Source organism: Hymenobacter arcticus (assembly GCF_054779975.1).
Genome location: NZ_BAAGXF010000002.1, coordinates 71824 through 94099 on the forward strand (window position 1 = coordinate 71824; position 22276 = coordinate 94099).

At 60.5% G+C, this 22276-nt stretch carries 20 protein-coding genes and 1 pseudogene; 13 read left to right on the plus strand and 8 right to left on the minus strand.

Features of this window, described 5'->3' with window-relative positions:
- Positions 1–164 precede the first annotated feature (164 nt).
- Complete coding sequence (locus tag ACYVGC_RS03885) at positions 165–551, plus strand: helix-turn-helix domain-containing protein (protein ID WP_460582477.1); 387 nt, start codon at positions 165–167, stop codon at positions 549–551.
- Positions 552–729: 178 nt separating this feature from the next.
- On the opposite strand, the gene ACYVGC_RS03890 is transcribed toward ACYVGC_RS03885, so the two are convergent.
- Both ACYVGC_RS03890 and recF read right to left on the minus strand, forming a co-directional pair.
- Positions 730–1047, minus strand: a complete 318-nt coding sequence (locus ACYVGC_RS03890; RefSeq protein WP_460582478.1) for a DciA family protein — start codon at positions 1045–1047, stop codon at positions 730–732.
- 107 nt (positions 1048–1154) lie between these two features.
- Entirely contained in the window at positions 1155–2282 is a 1128-nt protein-coding gene (recF, locus tag ACYVGC_RS03895; protein ID WP_460582479.1) for a DNA replication/repair protein RecF, read from the minus strand.
- Between the two features lie 76 nt (positions 2283–2358).
- Between recF and pdhA the strand changes: the two genes are divergently transcribed.
- The 10 genes from pdhA (at position 2359) to ACYVGC_RS03945 (ending at position 13279) form a co-directional block, all read left to right on the plus strand.
- The gene (gene pdhA, locus ACYVGC_RS03900) at positions 2359–3549 is read left to right on the plus strand and encodes a pyruvate dehydrogenase (acetyl-transferring) E1 component subunit alpha (protein ID WP_460582480.1); all 1191 of its coding nucleotides are present in this window, start codon (positions 2359–2361) and stop codon (positions 3547–3549) included.
- A 93-nt stretch (positions 3550–3642) separates the two neighbouring features.
- Positions 3643–4407, plus strand: coding sequence for a tetratricopeptide repeat protein (locus ACYVGC_RS03905; protein WP_460582481.1), 765 nt, complete (start codon positions 3643–3645; stop codon positions 4405–4407).
- A 182-nt stretch (positions 4408–4589) separates the two neighbouring features.
- Entirely contained in the window at positions 4590–5066 is a 477-nt protein-coding gene (gene ribH / locus ACYVGC_RS03910; RefSeq protein ID WP_460582482.1) for a 6,7-dimethyl-8-ribityllumazine synthase, read from the plus strand.
- 140 nt (positions 5067–5206) lie between these two features.
- Entirely contained in the window at positions 5207–5641 is a 435-nt protein-coding gene (locus ACYVGC_RS03915; RefSeq protein ID WP_460582483.1) for a TraR/DksA family transcriptional regulator, read from the plus strand.
- Positions 5642–5803: 162 nt separating this feature from the next.
- Positions 5804–7882 carry a pseudouridine synthase gene (locus ACYVGC_RS03920; RefSeq protein WP_460582484.1) on the plus strand — a complete coding sequence of 693 codons (2079 nt, stop codon included), beginning with the start codon at positions 5804–5806 and terminating at the stop codon, positions 7880–7882.
- A gap of 83 nt (positions 7883–7965) precedes the next feature.
- Positions 7966–8724, plus strand: a complete 759-nt coding sequence (locus tag ACYVGC_RS03925) for a type III pantothenate kinase (protein WP_460582485.1) — start codon at positions 7966–7968, stop codon at positions 8722–8724.
- Positions 8711–10033, plus strand: coding sequence for a hypothetical protein (locus ACYVGC_RS03930; RefSeq protein ID WP_460582486.1), 1323 nt, complete (start codon positions 8711–8713; stop codon positions 10031–10033). The genes ACYVGC_RS03925 and ACYVGC_RS03930 overlap by 14 nt, the downstream gene beginning before the upstream one ends.
- Positions 10034–10041: 8 nt before the next feature.
- The gene (gene lptC / locus ACYVGC_RS03935; RefSeq protein ID WP_460582487.1) at positions 10042–10599 is read left to right on the plus strand and encodes an LPS export ABC transporter periplasmic protein LptC; all 558 of its coding nucleotides are present in this window, start codon (positions 10042–10044) and stop codon (positions 10597–10599) included.
- Between the two features lie 180 nt (positions 10600–10779).
- Positions 10780–11034, plus strand: coding sequence for a hypothetical protein (locus ACYVGC_RS03940; protein ID WP_460582488.1), 255 nt, complete (start codon positions 10780–10782; stop codon positions 11032–11034).
- Between the two features lie 124 nt (positions 11035–11158).
- Positions 11159–13279, plus strand: coding sequence for a peptidylprolyl isomerase (locus ACYVGC_RS03945; protein ID WP_460582489.1), 2121 nt, complete (start codon positions 11159–11161; stop codon positions 13277–13279).
- 66 nt (positions 13280–13345) lie between these two features.
- On the opposite strand, the gene ACYVGC_RS03950 is transcribed toward ACYVGC_RS03945, so the two are convergent.
- From ACYVGC_RS03950 to ACYVGC_RS03965, 4 genes and pseudogenes are all read right to left on the minus strand, one after another.
- A complete protein-coding gene (locus ACYVGC_RS03950; protein ID WP_460582490.1) occupies positions 13346–13825 on the minus strand; it encodes a hypothetical protein in 480 nt (159 codons plus the stop codon).
- Positions 13826–13830: 5 nt separating this feature from the next.
- A complete protein-coding gene (locus tag ACYVGC_RS03955; protein WP_460582491.1) occupies positions 13831–14244 on the minus strand; it encodes a DUF4267 domain-containing protein in 414 nt (137 codons plus the stop codon).
- A gap of 84 nt (positions 14245–14328) precedes the next feature.
- Positions 14329–14553, minus strand: coding sequence for a cyclic nucleotide-binding domain-containing protein (locus tag ACYVGC_RS03960; RefSeq protein WP_460582994.1), 225 nt, complete (start codon positions 14551–14553; stop codon positions 14329–14331).
- A gap of 64 nt (positions 14554–14617) precedes the next feature.
- Positions 14618–14809: pseudogene (locus ACYVGC_RS03965) on the minus strand (Crp/Fnr family transcriptional regulator); the annotation flags it as partial.
- Here ACYVGC_RS03965 and ACYVGC_RS03970 point away from each other — a divergent pair.
- Both ACYVGC_RS03970 and ACYVGC_RS03975 read left to right on the plus strand, forming a co-directional pair.
- Positions 14720–14920: a hypothetical protein gene (locus tag ACYVGC_RS03970; RefSeq protein ID WP_460582995.1), complete on the plus strand. Its 201-nt coding sequence runs from the start codon at positions 14720–14722 to the stop codon at positions 14918–14920. The pseudogene ACYVGC_RS03965 and the gene ACYVGC_RS03970 overlap by 90 nt on opposite strands.
- A gap of 371 nt (positions 14921–15291) precedes the next feature.
- Entirely contained in the window at positions 15292–17157 is a 1866-nt protein-coding gene (locus tag ACYVGC_RS03975; RefSeq protein ID WP_460582492.1) for a tetratricopeptide repeat protein, read from the plus strand.
- 49 nt (positions 17158–17206) lie between these two features.
- Here the strand turns inward: ACYVGC_RS03975 and ACYVGC_RS03980 are convergent, their stop codons facing one another.
- Together ACYVGC_RS03980 and ACYVGC_RS03985 are read right to left on the minus strand one after the other, a co-directional pair.
- Positions 17207–20830, minus strand: a complete 3624-nt coding sequence (locus ACYVGC_RS03980) for a PAS domain S-box protein (RefSeq protein ID WP_460582493.1) — start codon at positions 20828–20830, stop codon at positions 17207–17209.
- 40 nt (positions 20831–20870) lie between these two features.
- Positions 20871–22217 carry a sigma-54-dependent transcriptional regulator gene (locus ACYVGC_RS03985; RefSeq protein ID WP_460582494.1) on the minus strand — a complete coding sequence of 449 codons (1347 nt, stop codon included), beginning with the start codon at positions 22215–22217 and terminating at the stop codon, positions 20871–20873.
- Positions 22218–22276: the final 59 nt, after the last annotated feature.

Below are 22276 nucleotides of genomic sequence, written 5' to 3' on the forward strand. Positions count from 1 at the left end.
TCCGGCAAATTTTGTTACAATGCGGACGGTAGTTGTGATACACTGTTGAGTTGAAGTTGTTTACAAGCGTCCACCATCTTAGGCCTGTCTCATTACGCAACCATTTGGATTACCCTGATACGCTTTCCATATTTGCATCACCCAACCCGTAACACTCTCATTTTATGGCTCATCAAGGCGAAATACTGCAAGAGGCCATTAAAAGCAGCGGTATTTCCATTACTCGTATCGTAGAAGAACTGGGTATTACACGGCCGACGATATACCGTAAGTTCAAGGATGATACACTGGACGCTAACCTGGTGAAAAGTATCGGCCAAATTATCGGTCATGATTTCTCACAGGATTTTACAATAGCTCAGCAATCATCTCTCCCGTTTGTAACACCCTTGCCGAGGGTTACTGTTACAAATTCTGTTACATCGCGTGTAACACCGAGCCAGCCGCTCGATTCTGACCCCACTAGGCAGCTACTAGCACTCCAAACCAAGTACATTGCCTTACTGGAGGCGTACAATGAGCTGTTGTTGAAAATGTATGGTCCTAGGTAACAAAAATGTTTCACGTGGAACATTTTTGTTGTTTCATAGAACTAGGCGAAGGTTATAAGTAAACAGCGGATGCTGCCGAGTGCACTAGCGCGACTTCTGGAACTGCCACAATTTGCTGACGGTGCCCCGGCGTTATTACGCAGTATGTGCAATAAGTTTCTTGCTCTGCGAACGGAGCTTACAGGAAAATAACTTCCGAAACCACCTGGGTGCCTACCTCCGCATTGAGCATTTCCAGTACGCGGGTTTTGGCCATTACGAGCTCGTGCTTGAGCGGGGCCGAGGTGAGGCGCACGAAAAGCTTGCCTTTGCTCACGTAGACTTCCTTGGTTTTAAGAGCAACCGCCTTGCCCATCACTCGTTCCCAGCTGCTCACTACCGTCACCTCATTGAGCTTGCCCCCCAGGCGGTAAGCGCGCACCAGAGCTTCCAGTCCTTCTTTCAGCGGAATAATATCGGCCCGGCGAGCGGTGGGGGAGAGGCTGGGCTTTTTCACGGCAAGGAGACAAAATGTTGCGCGTGATGGCCGCAAAATACGGCTTGCTTGCTGCACAATGTTACCTCAAAAGTACGCCGCCCAGCCCCCGAAAAGGGTAGCTGCAATCAGATAACTGCTACTTGACCGGCCTGCACCCGGAAGCGCCGGATGTCACTTTCAATGCCGGCTAGGGCCAGGTCGGTGCGTTCCAGATTGGTATCAGTGAGGAATACCTGACCGAAGGTGTGGTCGGCTACCAGCTGGAGCAGCCGGGCAATGCGCTTGTCGTCTAGGCGGTCAAAGATGTCGTCGAGCAATAAAAAGGGCTTGACTGCTGCGTGGCCTGCCGCCTGCGGCTTGGTGGCCAACAACTCAAACTGGGCCAGCTTGAGCGCAATGACAAAGGACTTCTGCTGGCCTTGGGAAGCATAGCTCTTGACCGGTAACTCATCCATGAGAAATACGAAGTCGTCGCGGTGTGGCCCGGTGGTGCTGCGTTGCAAGGTCACGTCGCGGCGCTCATTGGCTAGCAGTAAGTGGCGAAAGTTTTGGCCGGGTAGCTGGCTTTTGTATTCAAGTACCACTTCCTCCCGGCCATCGGCGAGCTGCGCGTAGTGCCGCTGAAACACCGGCACGAACTGGGTAAGAAAGGTAGCCCGCATGGCCGAAAGACTTTCGCCCAGCGGGGCTAGCTGGTCATCGAGTGAATGTAAGTACAGCGTATCGAATCCATGTCCACCACCGCTCTGCTTGAGGGTGGCGTTGCGCTGGCGGAGTAAGCCATTATACTGAATGAGTAATTCCAGGAATTCATGGTCGAGTTGCGATTGCAGACTGTCGAAGTACCGGCGGCGCTCTTCGCTGCCTTGGCGGATAAGGTCCGTATCATAAGGCGAGATGAGCACCGCCGGGTAGCGCCCAATGTGGTCTGCTAGTCGGTCATAGGGTTGCTTATCGTGGGTGATGGTTTTCTTCTGCCCTGCGCGCATACTCACCTGAATGGTTTCGGCCTGCTCTAAAAGCGGGGTGTCAAACTTTCCCTTAACTACAAAAAAATCAGCCCCTTGCTTTATGCTCTGTGCATCGGCACTTGCGAATGCACTCTTGGTGAGCGACAGGTAGTAAATGGCATCCAACAGGTTGGTCTTGCCGCTGCCGTTGTCACCGATAAAGCAATTAATGCCTGGGCTGAAGGCCAAGCTTGCTTCATCGTAATTCTTGAAAAATAGCAGGTGTAGCTGGTCGAGCGTCATTCGGAGCGGTGGGGTGGGAGTACGGTCAGAATTATGTAATTTCGCCCTCCCAACGCGAAATTATATACCCCTAATTATGGCGGAGTCGAAAGTAAAGGATGCACCTAAGGCTGGCGTAAACGGTACTAACACCGAAAAGGCAGCCAAAGGCCAGACACCGGCCACGGTTGACGCCGCAACGGGCGTCGAAACCGCGCCCCTGCCGGCCGTAGAAGAATTGCCCAATGCGCAACAGGGAGACGCCCCTGCCGATGCACCAGTAGCTACTTCGCCCGCCAAACCGGAGTTTTCCAAAGAAGTCTACCTAACTTGGTATGAGCAAATGCAGCTCATGCGCAAGTTTGAGGAGAAAGCCGGTCAGCTGTACGGTCAGCAGAAGATAAAGGGTTTCTGCCACCTCTACATTGGCCAAGAGGCCTGCGTAGCCGGAGCCGTATCGGCCCTGGAAAAGGGTGACAAGTACATCACCGCTTACCGCGACCACGCCCACCCATTGGCACTAGGCACTTCGCCTAATGCCATCATGGCTGAGCTGTTTGCCAAAGCCACTGGCTGCTCGAAAGGCAAAGGCGGCTCGATGCACATGTTTGATAAGGAAGTTGGTTTCATGGGCGGCCACGGCATCGTAGGAGCTCAGATTCCGATGGGTGCCGGTATTGCGTTTGCTGAGAAATACAACAAGACCGGCAAGCTCTGTATCTGCTACATGGGCGATGGCGCGGTGCGTCAGGGTGCTTTGCATGAGGCCTTCAATATGGCCATGCTGTGGAAACTGCCGGTAATTTTCATTGTGGAGAATAACGGCTACGCTATGGGTACGGCCGTGCACCGCTCGTCGAACGTGACGGACCTGCACATCATCGCCGACGGTTACCAGATGCCCAATGAGCCCGTGAACGCGATGAACGTGGAGGATGTGCACCACGCCGTAGCCCGCGCCGCTGAGCGCGCCCGTAGCGGCGAAGGCCCCACCTTCCTCGAACTCAAAACCTATCGCTACAAGGGCCACTCGATGAGCGACCCGGCCAAGTACCGCACCAAAGAAGAGGTGGAAGAGTATCGCCACCGCGACAGCATTGAATCGGTGCGCCATACCATCCTCACCCACAACATGGCCACTGAGGAAGACCTAACTGCCATCGACGAGCGCATCAAGGCGCAGGTGCAGGAGTCGGTAGAGTTTGCCGAAAACTCGCCCTACCCTGATGCGCGCGAGCTGTACACGGAAGTATACGTGCAGGCCGACTACCCTTATATTCACGACTAGTTCCATTCTTAATCCGGCCCCTTGCCTTTGTGGCCGGGTGGCCCCCCGCGGCGCGGCCTGGTTCAGAGCCGTGCCGCCGAGCTACCAACTCTGATGTCTAAGATTCCTTACACCGGCAAAACGCCGGGTGCCCGCCAGCCCATTCGCCCCGTATCGACCGACCCGTTGGCGCCGGCCGAAGAAACCTACGCGACCGAAAACCCGCTGCTCGAAGACCCCGACGCCCTGGCCGCCCGGCTAGCCGAATCGGAAGACTTTGTGCGACGCAACCGCAACCTGCTGGTGGGCGTGTTGGTCGTGGTAGTAGCCGCAATAGCCGGTGCGTTTGGCTACAACTACTGGCGCACTGAGCAGAACACGCAAGCTCAGAATGCCATGTACAAAGCTGTGGATTACTGGCAAGCCGACTCGCTGGGCAAAGCCACTAAGGGCGATGGTAAGCACCCCGGCCTCGATAAAGTGGCCTCGGAGTACAGTGGTACCAAGGCGGGCAACCTAGCCAATTTTTACGCCGGTGTCGCCTCGCTGAAGCAGGGTAAATTCCAGGAGGCGTATACATACCTCGACAAGTTTAGCTCGGACGACTACCTCGTGCAGTCGCGGGCCTACTCGCTCATGGGCGATGCCAAGCTGGAGCTGAACCAGCCTAAAGAAGCTGCTGAGTTGTATGCGAAAGCTGCCGACCACAACGCCAACGACCAATTCTCGCCCGGCTACGTGCTGAAGCAGGGCGTGGCCCTTGAAGCCGCCAAAGACAACGCTGGAGCTGCTAAAGCTTACGACCGTATTCTGAACGACTACGCCGCTGCGCCCGAAGCTGGCGAAGCCCGTCAGCGCAAAGCTGCCCTTGGCCAATAATACCAAATACTACCAGGCCGCAACGGCGCTTTCCCGCAACGGAGAGCGCCGTTGCCATTTAGCCGAAACCTCATTTCCCCAAGCAACTCTTTAACTCCGCAGCGAGCAATGTATCCGCAAGAGGCCTGACCCCGCGCCAGCCGAATCTGCGAAATCTGCTCCATCTGCAAAATCTGCGATTTATGGCAACCGCCCTGCAAAACCTGAGCACCTACGACAGTGCCAGCTTCATCGACATCAGTGAAAAGCGCTTTGGCCTGGTCGTGGCCGAATGGAACCGTGAGCTAACCGACACCCTTAGCAACGGCGCGTACGAAACGCTGCTCAAGCATGGGGCTAAGCCGGAGAACATTTTCCGCAACACAGTGCCCGGCAGCTTCGAACTGACGTTTGGCGCGCAGCTGCTGGCTCAGCACGAGGAGATGGACGCCGTTATTTGCCTGGGGGTAGTAATCAAAGGCGACACCAAGCACGACGACTACATCTGCCATGCGGTAGCGCAGGGGCTGACTACGGTAGGACTTAAATACAACAAGCCCGTAATATTTGGGCTGGTTACCACCAATAACTTAGAGCAAGCCTGGGACCGCGCCGGTGGGCGGCACGGCAACAAAGGGGTGGAGGCCGCCGTGGCTGCCATTCAAATGTTGGGATTCTGAAGGAAGGAAGTAGTCTGCGAAGCAAAGCAGCTGAAAACAATTACCTTTGCCCCGCGAAAGCCGACTTCTATGCTGAAGCCAGTTAGTAAACGCCAGTAGCTTAACCAAACTTTTTAGTAGGGTGGAGCGTTGTTTCTGGCATGCTGCCTACCGCAGCGCACATATTTATTATTCTTTTTACTTGCTTTTCGATGACCGAGGAAAACCTCCGCTATTCGCGGGAAGATTTAGCTGAGTTTGACCAGATTATTCAAAGTAAGCTGACTGCTGCTCGCAAAGAATTGTCCTTCATTAAGGAAACCTTGACCCGTAACAACGAGTCGGGCACTGATACTACGGCGGCTTCGCTGAAGGTGTTGGAAGACGGCGCTGAGACCGCCGAAAAGGAAAGCCTGAACCAGCTGGCCTCGCGCCAGATGAAGTTCATCCAGCAGCTCGAAAATGCGCAGACGCGCATTAAAAACGGCACTTACGGCGTGTGCATCGGTACGGGTAAGCTTATTCCCAAAGACCGCCTGCGGGCGGTGCCCCACACCCAGCACTCGATTGAAGCCAAGCTAGCCCGGCGCGACTAAGTGCGGCCCTGGCCTACGGCCCGGACCCGTAACCGGCGCTTCGGCGGCTGGCTTACGGGTCCGGGCTTTTTTTTACTAACTGCCAATAGCGCAGATATTTGCACTCACCAGCGCCGGCGGCGCGGGACTATAAGCCAGCAACCAGATTAACTTATAACTCAAATGGGTAAGAAACATTTTTCAGACGATAAGCCCGGTCGGCGTGGCGCAACTGGTGGCAGCGGGCGGCCAAGCAGCGATTCGCGCGGTAACGGCGGGTATGCCCCTCGCGGCAACGGCGGTAGCGCTGGCGGTGGCTACAAAGGCAGCCGGCCCGACGGGCGCGGCGAAGGCTTCTCACCCGCCCGGCCTACGTTTGGCCAGGGTGGCGGCAATAAGTTTGGCGGCCGGCCCAGTGGCGGCAGCGGCGGCAGTAGCTTTGGCAAATCGAACTTCGGCGGTGCCGATCGGCCGGAGCGCGGCGGCTCCGGCGAGAAGCGCAGCTTTGGTGGTGGTGACCGTCCCGAGCGCGGTGGTTTTGGCGAGAAGCGCAGCTTCGGTGGTGACCGCCCCGAGCGCGGCTCCAGCTACGGCGAGAAACGCTCGTTCGGTGGTGACCGCGGCGGCTCCAGCTACGGTGAAAAGCGCAGCTTCGGGGGCAGTGACCGCCCCGAGCGTGGTGGCTCCAGCTACGGCGAGAAGCGCTCGTTCGGTGGCGACCGTGGCGGTGCTGGCTATGGCGAGAAACGCAGCTTTGGCGGCGGTGACCGCGACGCGCGGCCCCGTCGCGACGCGCAGGGTGCCGAAGGTGGCGACCGCGACCGCAGCGAGCGCCCCGCTTACCCGCCCAAGCCCATCTGGCAGGGCCAGCCAGTGCGCTACGAAGGCCTGCCCACGGTGCCGCGTGGTGGCAAAGGTGAGCGCAACCGCAAGTTTATCAAAACTAACCCCGATGGCTCGCCCGTAGAAGGTGGGGCTGCCGACAACGCGCGCCCGGCCTATACGGGCCGCGACGAGCGTCGCTCGTTTGAGGAGCGTGGTGCGGGCAACGAAGCCCGCCGCCCACAGTCAGAAGGCAGCCGCGACGAGCGGCCTGCTCGCCGTGAATTCGGCACGCGACCCGACGGCGACCGCCGGCCCGCCGGCGGTGAAGGTGGTGAGCGCCGCAGCTACGGCAGCGACCGCGATGGTGGTGAGCGCCGCAGCTTTGGCAGCCGCGAGGGCCGCCCCACGGAAGGTGGCCGCGACGAGCGCCGCGGTAGCTACGGCGACCGTAACGCGCCCCGCGAGCAAACGCCGGGTGCTTTTGGTAAGCCGCGCAGCTTTGGCGAGCGGCCCAACAATACGACCACCGGCTCGTTCCGGGAGCGCCGTGAGGCCATGCGCGAAGCCCAGAGCAGCCCGCAACGCAGCACTGGCTACGGCAACAAAACCCGCACCACTACTTCGGATGAGCCAGTGGGCTTAGCTCCTGACTATAAGAACCTCAAGCACTACGAAAACGACAAAACCCGGGGCAACAAGCGCCGGGCGAGTGAGGAAGACTTTGGTACTGAGGAGTTGCGCCTGAACCGCTACATCGCCAACGCGGGCATCTGCTCGCGCCGCGAGGCTGACTCGCTGATTGCCGCCGGTGAAATCCGCGTGAATGGCGAGGTTATCACCGAGATGGGCTACAAAGTGCAGCCCACCGACACGGTGCAGTATGGCAAAACCAACCTCAACCGCGAGAAGCTGGTGTACGTGCTGCTGAACAAGCCCAAGGACTTCATCACCACGACCGACGACCCCGAAGGCCGCAAAACGGTGATGTCGCTGGTGGCTACTGCTTCGAAGGAGCGCATCTTCCCGGTGGGTCGCCTCGACCGTAACACTACGGGTCTACTGCTCTTCACCAACGATGGGGAAGTGGCGCAGAAGCTGTCGCACCCCTCGCACAAGAACAAGAAAATCTACCAAGCGGAGCTGGATAAGCCTTTGACTGCCGAGCACTTGGCCGAAATAGCGGCCGGCATAGAGCTGGAAGATGGCAAGGCTGAGGTGGACGACGTAGCCGTGGTAGCCGGCAACCCGCACTTTGTGGGCATTGAGCTGCACATTGGCCGTAATCGCATTGTGCGCCGCATTTTCGAGCACTTGGGCTACGACGTGGTGGCCCTCGACCGGGTGCAGTACGCCGGTCTGACCAAAAAAGAGGTTTCGCGCGGCAAATGGCGCTTCCTCACCGAGCAGGAAGTGATTCGTCTGAAGTATTTCATGTAAATAATTGACAGGTAAGGGGTTGTGAATATTAACGCGTGCGTTGGTATTCACAACCCCTTGTTTGTTTTTAGGGCATTTTACAGATGATTACGCTGGCACTTGACCTGGGTAATACGGCGTTGAAATACGGCGTATTCGGGCCGGAAGGACTACGGGAGAGTGGCGTGCTGGCGGCACCGGCCCACTTGGGCGCGCTGTGGCAGCGCACGCAGCCGGCGCAGGCCATCCTGTCGTCGGTGGCTGATAAGGTGGACACGCAGCCCTGGCTGGCGGCCCTGGCGGCCACTGGCGGCCTCCAACGCATTCTGCCATTTCGGCCCGGTTTTACGCCGGTGCCGGTGCGCAATGCCTACGCCACGCCCCAGACGCTGGGGCCCGACCGCCTAGCCGCCGCCGTGGGAGCTGCCAGCCTGCGGCCGGGCCAGGCCACACTGGTGCTCGATGCCGGCACGGCCCTCAAGCTGGACCTGGTAACGGCCGATGGCACGTACCACGGCGGCAGCATTGCGCCGGGCCTGCGTATGCGCTTGCAGGCGCTGCACACGTTTACGGGCCGCTTGCCGTTGTTGGAGCTGCCGCCGCCCAGCGAGGTGGTGCAACTAATTGGCAACTCCACGGCCTCTTGCTTGCTGAGCGGCGTGGTGCGCGGCACGGCGGCTGAGGTGCGTGGGCTGGTGGCCGAATACCGCCAGCAGCACCCGCAGCTGGCGCTGGTACTCACCGGCGGCGATGCCCCGTACCTGGCCGCCGCGCTTGCCCCGCTGGCTGGCCGTATCTTTGCCGTGCCAGAACTGGTGCTGCTGGGCTTGGATAAGATTTTACGCTATAATGTTGACAACTAAAAAACTATCCGGGGCCCTGCTAACGGCCGCTGCTACTTTGTTTGCCGGCTCGGCCTTTGGGCAGGGCCTGGGCAACTCGCCCTACTCGCGCATTGGCCTGGGCGACAGCTACGGCAACTTTGGCGGCGTGCGCCAGCTGGGCATGGGCGGCACGGGCCTGGCCGCGCCCAACACGGGCAACGTCAACGAGCTGAACCCCGCCCTGCTTACCTACACGCCGCGCACCACCTGGGAAGCCGTGTTCAATGCGCAGGTGCAGACGGTGAAAAACACTGTGGCCTCCAGCCGCAACGGCACCGGCACGCTGGGCTACCTCGCGCTGGCTGTGCCGCTGAACAAGCGCTGGGGTGCAGCTGTAGGCCTAAAGCCTTATAGCTCAGTAGATTATGATGCTACTACTACCGGTTCGGTAAACGGCGACCCGCTGGCCCAAGCCTTCAAAAAGTACACGGGCTCGGGTGGGCTGTCGGAGGCGTATTTTGCCACGGGCATTCACGTGCTGCGCGACCTCAACCTGGGGGGCAGTGCCTCGTACCTGTTTGGTACCATCACGCAGAGCGAGGGCACGGCCATCAGCACGCCCAACATTGCGGCCCAGCAGCTGGTGGTGGCCAATGAGCAGCTGCGCTACGCCGACTTCCTGTTTCGGGCCTCGGCGCACTACCGCCACCAAATCAACAAAAACCTGAACGTGAACCTGGGAGCCGTGCAAACCTTTCAGGCCAACCTGAAGGCCAACCGGCAGCGCACCACCGAGCAGCAGGATGCCAATGGTGCCGTGATTGGTACCGTGGTGCAGCTCTCCGACGATAGCGGCACTACTACCACGCCCGCTATGTCGCAGCTGGGCTTTTCGCTCGACAATGGCCGCAACTGGAGCTTCAACCTCGATGGGTCGCGCCAGCAGTGGTCTGATTTTAAGACGTTTAGCTTGATATCGCCCCAGGCGCTGAGCAACACGTGGCGCGTAGCCACGGGTGGCGAGTTTACGCCTGACCCCGGCTCGGTTGACCACTACTTTCAGCGCGTAACCTACCGCCTGGGCCTAAGCGTGGCGCAGCTCCCCTACGCGCCCCTGGGCAACCGCCTCTACGACCGCGCCGTGCACTGGGGCTTTGCTTTCCCGCTGCCCACGGCCACGGCCCTCGAATCGACGGTTATCAGCCTGGGCTTTGCCTATGGTAAGCGCGGCAACACTGATTTCCTCATTGGCAACAACGGCGCGAGCAACGTGCAAGAGGACTACGTGCGTATGCAAATCGGCGCCACGCTTAGCAACCGTTGGTTTATCAAGCGCCGCCTGCAATAATCGTGAAAATGAGCTACTTATGGCAGGCCGGCGCCTTGGCAGCCGGCCTGCTGCTGGCGGGTTGCGGTAAAAAGGACGCTGCCCCCAAGCGGATAGTGTACACCGGCCCGCTGCTCGAAACTGACAACGTGGTGACGCTCCTCAGCGATTCAGCCCGGCTGCACATTCGCCTCACGGCCCCGCTGGAGCAGAACTTCGAGAACAGCGACCGGCTCTATCCTAAGGGCGTAACGGTGACGTTTTATGACAAGCCGGGTAAGCTGACCGTCAACACGTTGGTAGCCAAATGGGCTAAGTTTGACAATGCCCAGCAGCTCTACATTATGCGCGGCGCGGTGAAGGTGGCCAACGTGCCCCAGCAGCAAACCCTCGCTACGGAAGAGCTGTTCTACGACCGTAACAAGCAGAAAATTTATACCGATAGCGCCATGTTTGTGCGGATACAAACGCCTACTGAGGTGCTCACTGGCAACGGGATGAGCGCCAACCAGGATTTTTCGAGCTACCGGCTTTTCAATCCTATCGGCACCTTCACACTTGACCAAGCCAAGAGCCTGGGGAAGTAAAACGCTGGTGGGTAATGGGTTATCAGCTAGGTAGAACGTCATGCTCATCTGGCGTCCGCTTGCCGAAGCGTCTCGTCTGAACCGTTGCAGCGATGCGAGCGAGATGCTTCGGCAAGCGGACGCCAGATGAGCATGACGTTCTTTTTGAGGTATAAGTAAGATGTTATTAGTCAGTAAGATATGAAATTTGATAAATCCCTGGCGCGCACGGTAATGTTTGCCCTAGGCGTGGTATCGTTCGTGATTGGGGTTTACCAAACCATTTTGCAGGGCGATTTGGGCGGTAATTACTGGATATTTATGATATCGCTGGCCTGCTGGCTGCCGCTCAACTACTGGCGGCAGCAGGAGGCCCGCCGCGCCAAGGAAGCCGAGGTAGCCCAGCAAGTGGCGGACCTAAACAAGCCCGCCAAGAAAAATAAGAAGCGCCGCTAGGGCCGGCCAACCAACATTGGGGCCGGGCGCGGGGGCAGTAGCTTGATAGTTTGGGCGATTCATGGTTATTTTGCGCCTCTTTTTGGCTTCGGGCCACCGCATTAAGTTTAGTATTTGGTAAGTAATGGCTTTAATTAACACGATTCGGGAAAAGTCGGGGGTGGCCGTAGGCGCCGTCGCTATCGGGATGCTGCTCTTCATTGTGGGCGGCGACTTGGTGGGAGGAAAAAACCGGCTTTTTGGTGGCAATGGCCAGACAGTAGGCGAGGTGAACGGCAGCAAAATTGAGCTGCCCGAATTCACGGCCGCCCTGGAGCAAGCCAAGCAGAACTTTGCGAATCAGCAGGGCCGCCCCGCCGATGAGCAGGCCCTGAACTACCTGCGCGACCAAACCTGGAACCAGCTGCTATACCGCCGCGCCTTTCAGCCCGAAATAGACAAGCTGGGCTTGGCCGTGGGCGACGAAGAGATGGTGGACATGGTGCAGGGCGATAACCCTAACCCCGCTATCCGCCAAGCCTTTACGGACCCCAAAACGGGTCAGTTTGACAAGGCGCGCCTCATCGACTACCTCAAAAACCTCGACAAGCTGCCGCCCGATGCCCAGGCCGCGTTCCACAACTTCGAAGCCAGCCTGCGCGATTTTGACGGCCCGGTAAACAAGTTCAACGCCCTGCTCAAGAACTCGGTGTACGTGACTACGGCCGAGGCCAAGCAGTTTGACCAGGCCCAGAACGCCAAGGCGAATTTCCGCTACCTGTTCGTGCCCTACTCCAGCGTGTCGGACTCGGCCTTCAAGCCCACCGATGCCCAGCTGACCGACTACCTGGAGCGCCAAAAAGGCCGCTACAAGGTGGAAGATGGCCGCAGCATCGAATACATCGTGGTGCCCGAAACGGCCACCAAGGCCGACAGCGCCGCCCTGCGCACGAGCATCGATGGCATTGCCCAGCAGTTCCGCACCGCACCCAACGACTCGCTGTTTGTGCGCTCCAACTCGGAGCAGCCCTACAGCCCCGCCTACCTCACGGCCGCCCAGCTGCCCCAGCAGCTCACTAAGCAGCCACTGGTAGTGGGCCAGGTGTATGGCCCCTATGTGATTGGTAACACGCTGGCGGTGTACAAGATAACCGGCGAAAAGCCCAAGCCTACGGTAAGCGCCAGCCACATCCTGTTCAAAACGGAGCCCAGCATGACCCCGGCCGCCAAAGCCGCCGTGAAAGCGCAGGCGCAGGAAATCCTTGTCAAAATCAAGGGCGGCGCTGACTTTGCCGCCATGGCCAAGCAGTACGGCACCGACGGCACCAAGGACAAGGGCGGTGACCTGGGCTACTTCGACCGCACCAGCATGGTACCCGAGTTTAGCAAGGCGGCCTTTGGGGCGCCCGGCCTGGGCCTGCTGCCCACGCTGGTAGAAACCAACTTTGGCTACCACATTGTGAAGGTGACTGGCAAAAAGACCGACAATACCTACCAGGTAGCTTCAGTGCTGAAGTCGGTGCAGCCCAGCGACGCCACCCGCGAAGCCGCCTACGCCCGCGCCGAGCAGCTGCAATCGGATGCCACTACTCTGGATGCTTTCCGCGCCCTGCCTACCAAAGACAAGACCCTGCAAAAGCAGGAAGCCAAATTCATCACCCGCGATGCGCCGACGGTGGGCAACCTGCCCGGCTCGCGTGAGCTGGTGCGCTGGGCCTTCGGCTTCAACCCCGACGGCGGCGCCGAAACGAAAGTGGGCGACGTGCGCAAGTTTGACATCGGCGAGCAGCACATCATTGCCGCCGTTACCGATTCGCGCAGCAAGGGCACGGCTACTATCGAGAGCATTCGCCCTGAGCTAACGGCCGCGGTTCGCAATGAGCTGAAAGGCAAAGACCTAGTGGCTAAGCTGCAAGGCAAAACCGGAACGCTCGAAGACCTGGCCAAAGTGGCCGGGGCCGGCGCGCAGGTGCAAACGGCCGAGGGCGTAGCCCAGGGCCAGGGCACCATCCCGAACGTAGGCTTTGAGCCCGACGCGGTGGGCCGCGCCTTTGCTTTGAAGGCGGGCCAGAAGTCGGCGCCCATCAAGGGCGAGCAGGGCGTGCTGGTGGTGGAAGGCAGCAGCGTGCTGCCCGCCACGCCCGGCGACCTGAAGCTGGTGCGCCAGCAGCTCACGCAGCAGCGCCAGCAGCGCCAGGATGCCCTCATTTCCGAAGCTATCAAGGGCCAGGCCAAGGTGCAGGACAACCGCTCGAAGTTCTTCTAGGCCACTGCACCACAAAAAAAGGGGCTGTACCTACGGGTGCAGTCCCTTTTTTTGTGGTGCTAAAAATTAGCGGAGCAAGTGCATGGCGACCCCGATTAAGGCAGCCACCGCCACCGTGAGGGCCCCGGCGCGCAGGCCGATAACACTGTCCCAGCGGCGTTGCAGGTCGCGGGCATCGGCGGGCGTTTGGTTTTGGAGCGCAGCGGCGGTTTGGCGCTTATTAACGGGCTGGGCAACTGCTACATAAGCCGCCAGCTGCGTCAGTAAACCGGCCAGCGCCAGCAGTGCGAGGCGGCCGGGCAGCGTTGGCCAGCCGCCGGCCGTAAAAAAGAGCGCGCTGGTACTGAGCAGGGCCGTAACCCCAACTACCGGCATGCGGGCATCGGCCACGGCGTGCAGGTGGCCCAGCACCTGCGTGAGGCTAGCCGCATCCACCCGCCGCAGGGCGGGGCGGGCGACGAGCGCAAAGAATACGTCGGTGCCGTATACGACACCGCTGCTGAGCAAGGCCAGGGCCACCAGCCAGGAGGACCACCCGGCGCTCATGACCATTACTGAGTAAGCTGCCCCGCCGCTTGGGATGCGGAACGGACAGGGGTGAACAAGGAGGCCGCCACGCCCAATAGCACGCCAATGGCCAGCAGGTGCGGCAGCTCCAAGGCCAGCGTGGCGGTGGGCTGGGCCCGCACGATAGCCAAGTCTGCGCAGGGAATGAGGGTGCCGAGCAGCGCGACCCACGCCAGGGGCCGGTCGTAGCCGAGCCCGGCAAACGCAACGAGGAGCAGGCCCGAAAACACGTCCCGGATGCCTTTGGCGTAGTGGAAGGCGTAATTCACATCGGCGGGCGGCAGAAAAACCCCGAAGCCCTCGGCCCCCGCGCGGGGAGCCAGCAGGAAGCGTAGGCCAATAAAAATCAGCCCAAGGCCGGTGAGCAGCGCGAGGCTGTGGGTGAGGGTGCGACGCATGACAGCGAGAGGATTGGTACAGCACAAAGGTCTGGCCGTGGCAACCCGGTAGTCATTCACCCAAGTGCATAAATGCGGCGCGGGCTACGAGGCGGCGCGGCCTCGTATCCGACTGAGCGACTGCGGTTTGACTCCGACGTAGGAGGCGATGTAGTACTGCGGAATGCGCTGCTGCAAGTCGGGGTAAGTGGCCAAGAAGCGGGCGTAGCGCTGTTCGGGCGTCTCTTCGTAAAACGAGGTGAGCTGGCGCAATACGTTCACGAACAGGGCCTCGGCCACGAGGCGGCCAAACCGCTCGCCCTCCCGCAAAGCATTGCAGCTTGTCGTAAGAAATGGTCAATAGCTCTACCTCCTCCAGGGCCTGAATGGCGTGCGCGGCCGGCTGGGCCGGCAAAAAGCTCTCGTAGTCGCCCACAAATTCCTGCTCCCGGCCGAAGTAATAGGTCCAGTCCTGGCCATCGCGGCTTTGGTAGTAATGCAGCACCCCGCGCCGCACGAAGCCCAGTTTGCGGCTCACCTCACCGGCCCGCAGGAAGAAGTCCCCCTTCGCCAGGGTTTCGGGCACAAACCATTCGCAAATCAGCGCTTCCTCGGCCGGGGCCAGGGCGATGGCGTGGCGGATGGTGGCCAGGAGCGCGTCGTGCATAAGAATATTATCGTAGTAGCAGCGGAGTAAAATTCAGATAAAATTCTGCTGTACAGAGTTTTATCTGAAAATAATTTCCTTGAAAAGAAGACCCCGCCGCATAAAAGTACCTCGCCAGCCGCGCCTTGGAAAACGCCGCCCCGAGGCGGTTTCCAGCGTTGTTCCATTCGCCGGCTAGCATTCGCACTACCGTGACCTTAATGTAGCCGTCCTCGTTGCGGCGTTGCTTGTGCAACGTGCGGCGCTCGGTGGCTATCCGGCTGGCCTGCCTGCCGCTGGTTCAGTACTTTTTAACGGCTACTTTCGCACCTCACTTCGTGCCTAATATAGGCCAGGCTAGCGGCACCCGCCGCCAGCGGGTGGCGTTGAACAAACCACTTACCCTCAGGCGTTGCCAGATTATGAAAATCAAGTTGCGTATGCGTGCGGCTGTATTGGTGCCGGCTTGCTGGCTGGCGTTGGCGGGGCCCCTGCATGCCCAAAACATGCCGGGCGGTCCACCCCGGCCGGGCAGCTGGGCGCCCATCGACGCGCCCACGCTGGCCCGCGACTACGCCCGCCGGGGCGAGTTTGAGAAGGCCGTCTTCCTGTTTGAAAAGCTCAAGAGCGACGAGCAGACGGCTCCTACGGTGCTGCCCGACTACCTAGCCGCTCTCCAAAGCCTGAAGCGCTACAAGGACGCCGAAAAGCTGGCCAAAAAAGCCATCAAGCAGCACCCCGAGGAGGGTGGCTACGGCGTGGCGCTGGGCGGACTGTACGCGGCCGCTGGCGACCCCGCCGCGGCCGACAAGCAGTACCAGCGCATGGTAAGCCAGCTCACGACCGCGCAGGTGGTGCCCGTGGCCGACGAGTTTGGCAAGCGCAACCTGCCCGCCTGGGCCGAGCGCAGCTACCTGCGCGGCCGTGAGCTGGCCAAGAACAATACCGAATACGCCCCCCAGCTCATCCAGCTCTACACCCAGAGCCAGGAGCAGGACAAGCTGCTGGCCGAAACCCTGCGCCTGGTGGAGCGCGACGAGCAGCAGCTGCCCTTTGTGCGCAACATGCTGCAAAACGCCCTGCGCGAAGACAAGGACTTTGATGCGCTGGAGAAGCTGCTGGTGGCTAAGGTGCAGGCCCAGCCCGACCAAAACGCCTATAGCGAGCTGCTGCTGTGGCTGCAAGTGCAGCGCCACGACTTTACGGGCGCGCTGGTGCAGGTGCGGGCCCTCGACCGGCGCACCAATGCGCAGGGTGCCCGGGTGCTGAGTTTGGCGGGCATTGCGCAGCGCAACCGCGACTACGCCACGGCCATTGCCGCCTGCCAATACGTGGTGCGCGAGTACAAAAGCGGCCCTTATTATCAGATAGCCCGGCAGGTGCTGTTGCAGGCCCGCGAGGCCCAGGTGCGCGACACCTATCCCGTGGACCTCGCCCAGGTGCGGGCGCTGGCCGCCGACTACCAGGCGCTGCTCACCGAGCTGGGCCGCACGCCCGCCTCGGCCCCGGTGATGCGCCAGCTGGCCAACCTCTACGCGTTTCAGCTTGATGATAAGCCTAAGGCTATGAGCTTGTTGCAGGAAGTGATTGATATGCCCCGCGCCGAAACTGACGTGGTAGATGAGGCCAAAACTACCCTCGGCGACCTATACCTGCTCAAGGGCGAGCCCTGGGAGGCGACCCTGCTGTACTCGCAGGTGGAAAAGGCCCACCCCGAGGCCCCGCTGGGCTACGAGGCCAAGCTGCGCAACGCCCGGCTGAGCTACTTCGCCGCCGATTTTAAGCTGGCTCAGAGCCACTTGGATATCCTGAAGGAAGCCACCACCCGCGAAATCGCCAACGATGCCATGCAGCTTTCGCTGCTCATCCAGGAGAGTACGGCGGAGGACACGCTGGGCCTGGCCCTCAAGGACTACGCGGCGGTGGAGGCGCTGGTATTTCAGAACAAGATTCCGCAGGCCGAAACGGGGCTCGATGCGCTGCTGCGCAAGTACCCCACCCACGCCCTCACCGACGATGCGCTGTATTTGAAGGCCAAGCTGCAACGCCGCACCGGCGACTACGCCGCCGCCGTGGCCACGCTGGGGCAGCTTACGGGCAACCCCAAATACGACGTGCTCAGCGACGATGCGCTGTTCTTAACGGCTGAGATTCAAGACGAAAACCTCAAGGACAAGGCCCGGGCCCAGACGCTGTACCAAACGCTGCTCACCAAATACCCCGGCAGCATTTACGTGGCCGAGGCCCGCAAGCGCTTCCGCCGGCTGCGCGGCGATGCCGTGCAGTAGGGGCAACTGCGGGCAGCTAGCCTCTAGGTAATAGCGCAGGCACTATTACCTAGAGGCTAGCTGGCACGGCTTCGCTGGGCACCCGGCGCGCTTCCAGCTCGGCACTCATGCTGGCTAGTACTTCACGCAGCCGCTGGTCGCTGGCCTCCACCAGCGGCTGCAGGTCGTCGTAGCTGAAGGGGCCCACCCAGCCTTCCAGGCTATCCATGAGGGCTACAACGGGTTGAATCTGCAAATGAACCAGGCTGGGGCGTAGCTTGTGGGCGGTGGCCTGCAGGGCCTGCACGTTGCCCACTTGCAGGGCGTGGCCCAGGTCGCGCAGGGCGGCGTAGGTGCCGTCGATGAAGGTTTGCAGCATCATCACCACAAACTTTTGGTTGCCGCGCGCCGTGTCCAGCAAAATATCGAGCTTATACAGGGCCGGGGCGGGCGCGGCGGGCATGGGGGGGGCCACCTCGCCGGGCTCGGTGGAACTGTGCGAGCCCAGCACCCAATCGTGCACCAGGGTGAGCAGCTCGTCCTCGTAAAAGGGCTTGGTGAGGTAGTCGTTCATGCCGGCCGTCAGGCATTTTTGCTTCTCGCCGTTGATGGCCGAGGCCGTGAGGGCGATGATGGGCGTGGTTAGCCCGAACTGCTGGCGCAGCACGGCGGTGGCCTCAAAGCCATCCATCACCGGCATTTGCACGTCCATTAGAATAAGGTCGAAAGACTGGTGCTGCACTTGCTCCACGGCCTCGGCACCGTGGCAGGCCTCCGTTACCTCGAGGCCGGCATTGGTTAAGAACGTCTTGGCCAGCAAGCGGTTATACTCATTGTCTTCTACCAGCAGCACCTGCTTGCCGCGCAGCTCGGAGTGGCGGCCCAGCTCGGTGGCGGTCGACTTGCGCAGCGGCAGGTCGTGCACCGTGCCAATGGGCAAGAACAGGCTGAAGTAGCTCACGGTGCCCTTGTTCTTCTCGCTCTCGATGTAGATTTCGCCGCCCATGAGGCGGGCCAGGCTGCGGCAGATGCTCAGGCCCAGGCCCGTGCCCCCAAACTTGCGGGTGATGGAAGAATCTTCCTGGCTGAATTCCTGAAAAATATGCTCCAGGTAGGCCGGGTCGATGCCAATGCCGGTGTCGCGCACCACAAAGGCCACGATGACTTCGCCGTTGAGGTAGCCGGCCACTTCGCACTCGATGGTGACTTCGCCCTTGGGCGTAAACTTGACGGAGTTGCCGGCCAGATTGAGCAAAATCTGGGTGATGCGGTAGGGGTCGCCGAGTACCACGTCGGGGATGAGCGGGCTCACCTTGATGACGAGGCGCAGGCCCTTTTCTTCGGCCTTGTAGAGGAGCGTTTTCTCAATCTGGGCGCAGAGGCGGGCCACATTGAAGCCCACCCGCTCGATGGTCATTTTGCCGGCATCGAGCTTCGAGAGGTCCAGGATGTCGTTGATAATCACCAGCAGGTTCTGGGCCGAGGTAGTGATGGCGTGCAGGTAGTTGCTCTGCTTGCCGGCCAGCGGCGTTTTGGCCAGCAGCTGGCTCATGCCCATGATGGCATTCATGGGGGTGCGAATCTCGTGGCTCATGTTGGCCAAAAACAGTTCCTTGGCGCGGGCCGAGTCTTCGGCTTGCTGCTTGGCTTCGCGCAGGCGCTGCTCCAGGGCCTTCTGGTGGGTAATGTCGAGGTTGATGCCGATGGTACCTATCGGCTGCTTGGCCTCGTCATAGAGCGGGGCCGCCCCAATAAAGAGCCACTTGTTCTCGCCCTGCTTGGTGTGCACCTCCAGCTCGTAGGAGCCCGTAATACCATTGCGGCGGTCGGTGACGCGCTCGCGCAGGGCGGGCATATTTTCGGGCCGGATGATGAGCGGGTGCAGCGGCTGGCCCAGCAATTCTTCGGGGGCGTAGCCCACCATCTGGCAGTAGCTCTGGTTGGCGTAGAGCACCCGGTGATTGAGGTCCATCTCAACTAGGCCCAGCTGCGTGTTGTCGATGATGTTGCGGTACTTTTCTTCCTGGCGCTTCAGCACCTGCTCGGCATTGTGGCGCTCGGTAATGTCGGCAAATTTCCAGAGGTAGCCGATATTGGTAGCCCCATCGCGCACGGGCACGAAGTCGTGCCGGATGACGCGGCCCGTCCGCAGCTTCACCAGGTTGTTGTGGGGCTGCTGGCTCTCAATATTCTCCCGCAGGTGGGTCAGAAAATCTACTTCCTGGCCAAAGCTGTGCTTTAGCTGCTGCACCAGGGTATGGTGGGGCAGGCCAATGAGCTCTTCGGGCGGGGTAGTGAGGTTGAAAATCTGGCAGAACGACGCATTGGTGAGCACAATGCGCTGATTTTCATCGACCAGCAAAATGCCGCGCCGCAGGCTGGTAATGGTGGTCGATAGCCGCAGGGCCGCCATCGATAGCGCCACCGCCACCTGCTTGCTGGCCGTAATGTCGGTATTGATGCCCGTGATGAGCAGCGGCTCGCCCGCCGCGTCGCGCTTGGTGGCCAGCGCCCGGCTCAGCACCCACTTAGTAGTGCCGCTGCGGGTGCGCAGGCGGTGCTCGCAGGAAAACGTGTCGGTGGTGCCCTGGTAGTAAGCCCACCAGGCCGCCTCCACCACCTGCACATCCTCGGGGTGCAGGTGGTGGCTCCAGCCTACGTATTCGCTCGGGCACTCGTGGTCGGCGTAGCCCACCATGGCCTTGTACTCGGCCGAGATGGTGAGGCGGCGGTGCTGGTAGTTGTATTCCCAGGCCCCATCGCCCAGGCCGTCTACGGCCAAGCGCTGGCGCAGCTTGCCTTGCCGGGTGGCTTCCTCGGCCAGCTTGAGTGGGGTAATATCCTGAATAATACCGCTGTACACGTCGCCCTGGGCATCGCTATACGAGCGGGTGGCGTGGCCGCGCATCCAGCGCAGTGGTTGGCCCGGCACCACCAGCCGCCCCTCAAAATCCCAGGCAATAGTGCTGCTCTCCGCCGTGGTAGCCGCCACCGAATCCTGCCAGCGGCCGAGGTCATCGGGGTGCACGTAATCGCGCAGGCGCGTCGAGTCGGCTGGCAGCAGCCCAAAAATAGTTTGTGCCTTGGGGCTGTCGTAGAGTGTGGTGAGCGTGCCATCGGGGTGAACGCGCCAGCGGTAGAGCACGCCGGGCACGTTTTCGGCCAGCTCGCGGTAGCGGCGCTCGCTTTCGGCCAGAGCCAGCTGGTTGCGCTTTTCCTGCGAAATATCTTCCAGCATCCCCACAAACAGTAGCCCATCGGCCGCCGGCCGCCGTAGGGGCTGCATGCGCACGCGCAGCCAGCCGCCTGCGTAGCCGGGGCAGGGGTCGGGTAGGTCAAACTGGAACGAGAGGCCACCGGCCATGCCCATGGCCAGCAGCGCCTGGGTGGCCTCGTCGAGGGGGCCGTGGGCCAGCAGGCAGTGCAGCGGCTGGCCCACAAGCTGCGGCAGCCGGCAGCCGCTGCGGGTCAGAAAACGGGAGTTGACCCAGTGGAGCATCCCTTTCTGGTCGGCAGTTATCACCCCTACAAACAAGCTCTGCATCTGGGCCAGGAAGTTAGGCAAATCGCCCAGGTAGGGGCTGGTGGCCGCCACCTGGGCGGCGGCCAGCTGCGCCCGCAGCTGGGCTATTTCAGCCTCACGCTCGCCCAATGTGTGGCGCAGGGCCGCACCCGTCAGCTCTTCAGAAGACATAAAAGCACCGAAAAAGAGGAAGGGTAAAAAAGCGGGGCAGCTATACTTCGCCGTCCTGTATCATCTTGTAAATGGTCGACTTGCCCACGTCGAGCTTCTGGGCCACCAGCGGCACGTTGCCCGGATACTTCTCCAGGTAGTGGCGCACAATGGTGCGGGTATACTCGCGCAGCGTTTTTTCGGAGGCCAGGAAGCCCGCGTCGCGCCCGGCTGGGGCAAAGAGGATATCGACAGCCTCAATCTCGTGGCCGTTGCTGAGCACGGCGGCCAGCTCCACAATGGTTTTGAGCTCGCGCACGTTGCCGGGGTAGTCGTAAGTGCGCAGCTTGTCGAGGGCGGCCGGGGCCAGGGCCAGCGGCGGCCTGCCATACTCGCGGCAAAACTCATCCACGAAGTATTTGGCCAGGTACAGGGCATCCTGGCCGCGCTCGCGCAGGGGCGGCAGCACCAGCGGCAGCCCAATGATGCGGTAGTACAGGTCTTCGCGGAAGTTGTTGTTTTTCACCTCTTCCGCCAGGTTTTTGTGGGTAGCTGTGATGAGGCGCACGTCGAGCTTGATGCGGTCGTTGCCGCCCACGCGCTGCAGCTCGCGCTCTTGCAGCACCCGCAGCAGCTTGCTCTGGATGGCCAGGTTCAGGTCGCCGATTTCGTCCAAGAACAGCGTGCCGCCGTTGGCTTCCTCAAACTTGCCAATCTTGCGGGCCACCGCGCTCGTGAAGGCCCCCTTCTCGTGCCCGAATAACTCGCTTTCGAGCAGCTCGGCCGGAATGGCGGCCATATTCACGGCCACGAACGGCTTTTTATGGCGCCCCGATTTCATGTGAATAGCCTTGGCTACCAGTTCCTTGCCCGTGCCCGTTTCGCCCGTTACCGATACGGTAACCGGCGTGTGGGCGGCCCGTTCCATCAGCCCAAACAGCTGGTGAATAGCGGGGCTGTTGCCCTTCAAAATCTTGCTGAAGTCGTACTTATCCTGCAGCTGGTTTTCGAGGCGCTTCACCTGCGCGCGCAGGTCGGTGGTCACGCGCAGCTTCTGGATGGTGTTCCAGAGCAAGTCCTTGGTATTGTCATCCTTTACCAGGTACTCGGTCGCCCCCAGCTTGAGCAGCTGCACGGCGGTAGTAATCTTGTTTTGGGCACTGATAACGATGACCGGTACCTCGGGCCAGCGCTGCCTGAGCTGCAGCAGCAGCTTATCGCCGCTCACATCGGGCAGCGAAAAGTCGATGGTCACCACGTCGGGCTGCAGCTGCATGTTTTCCAAGCACTCCTGGCCCGACGTCCAGAGGTGCACCTGGTCGGTAGGGTTTAGCGAGAGGTGATAGTGCAGCAGTTGCCCGTACCAGGGGTCGTCTTCGACGATAAAAATAGTAAAAGGTATCTCCATTCCTGAACAAAAATGTAAGGGTAAGAAGGACAAAGGTGTCACCCGAACAACTCCTGATA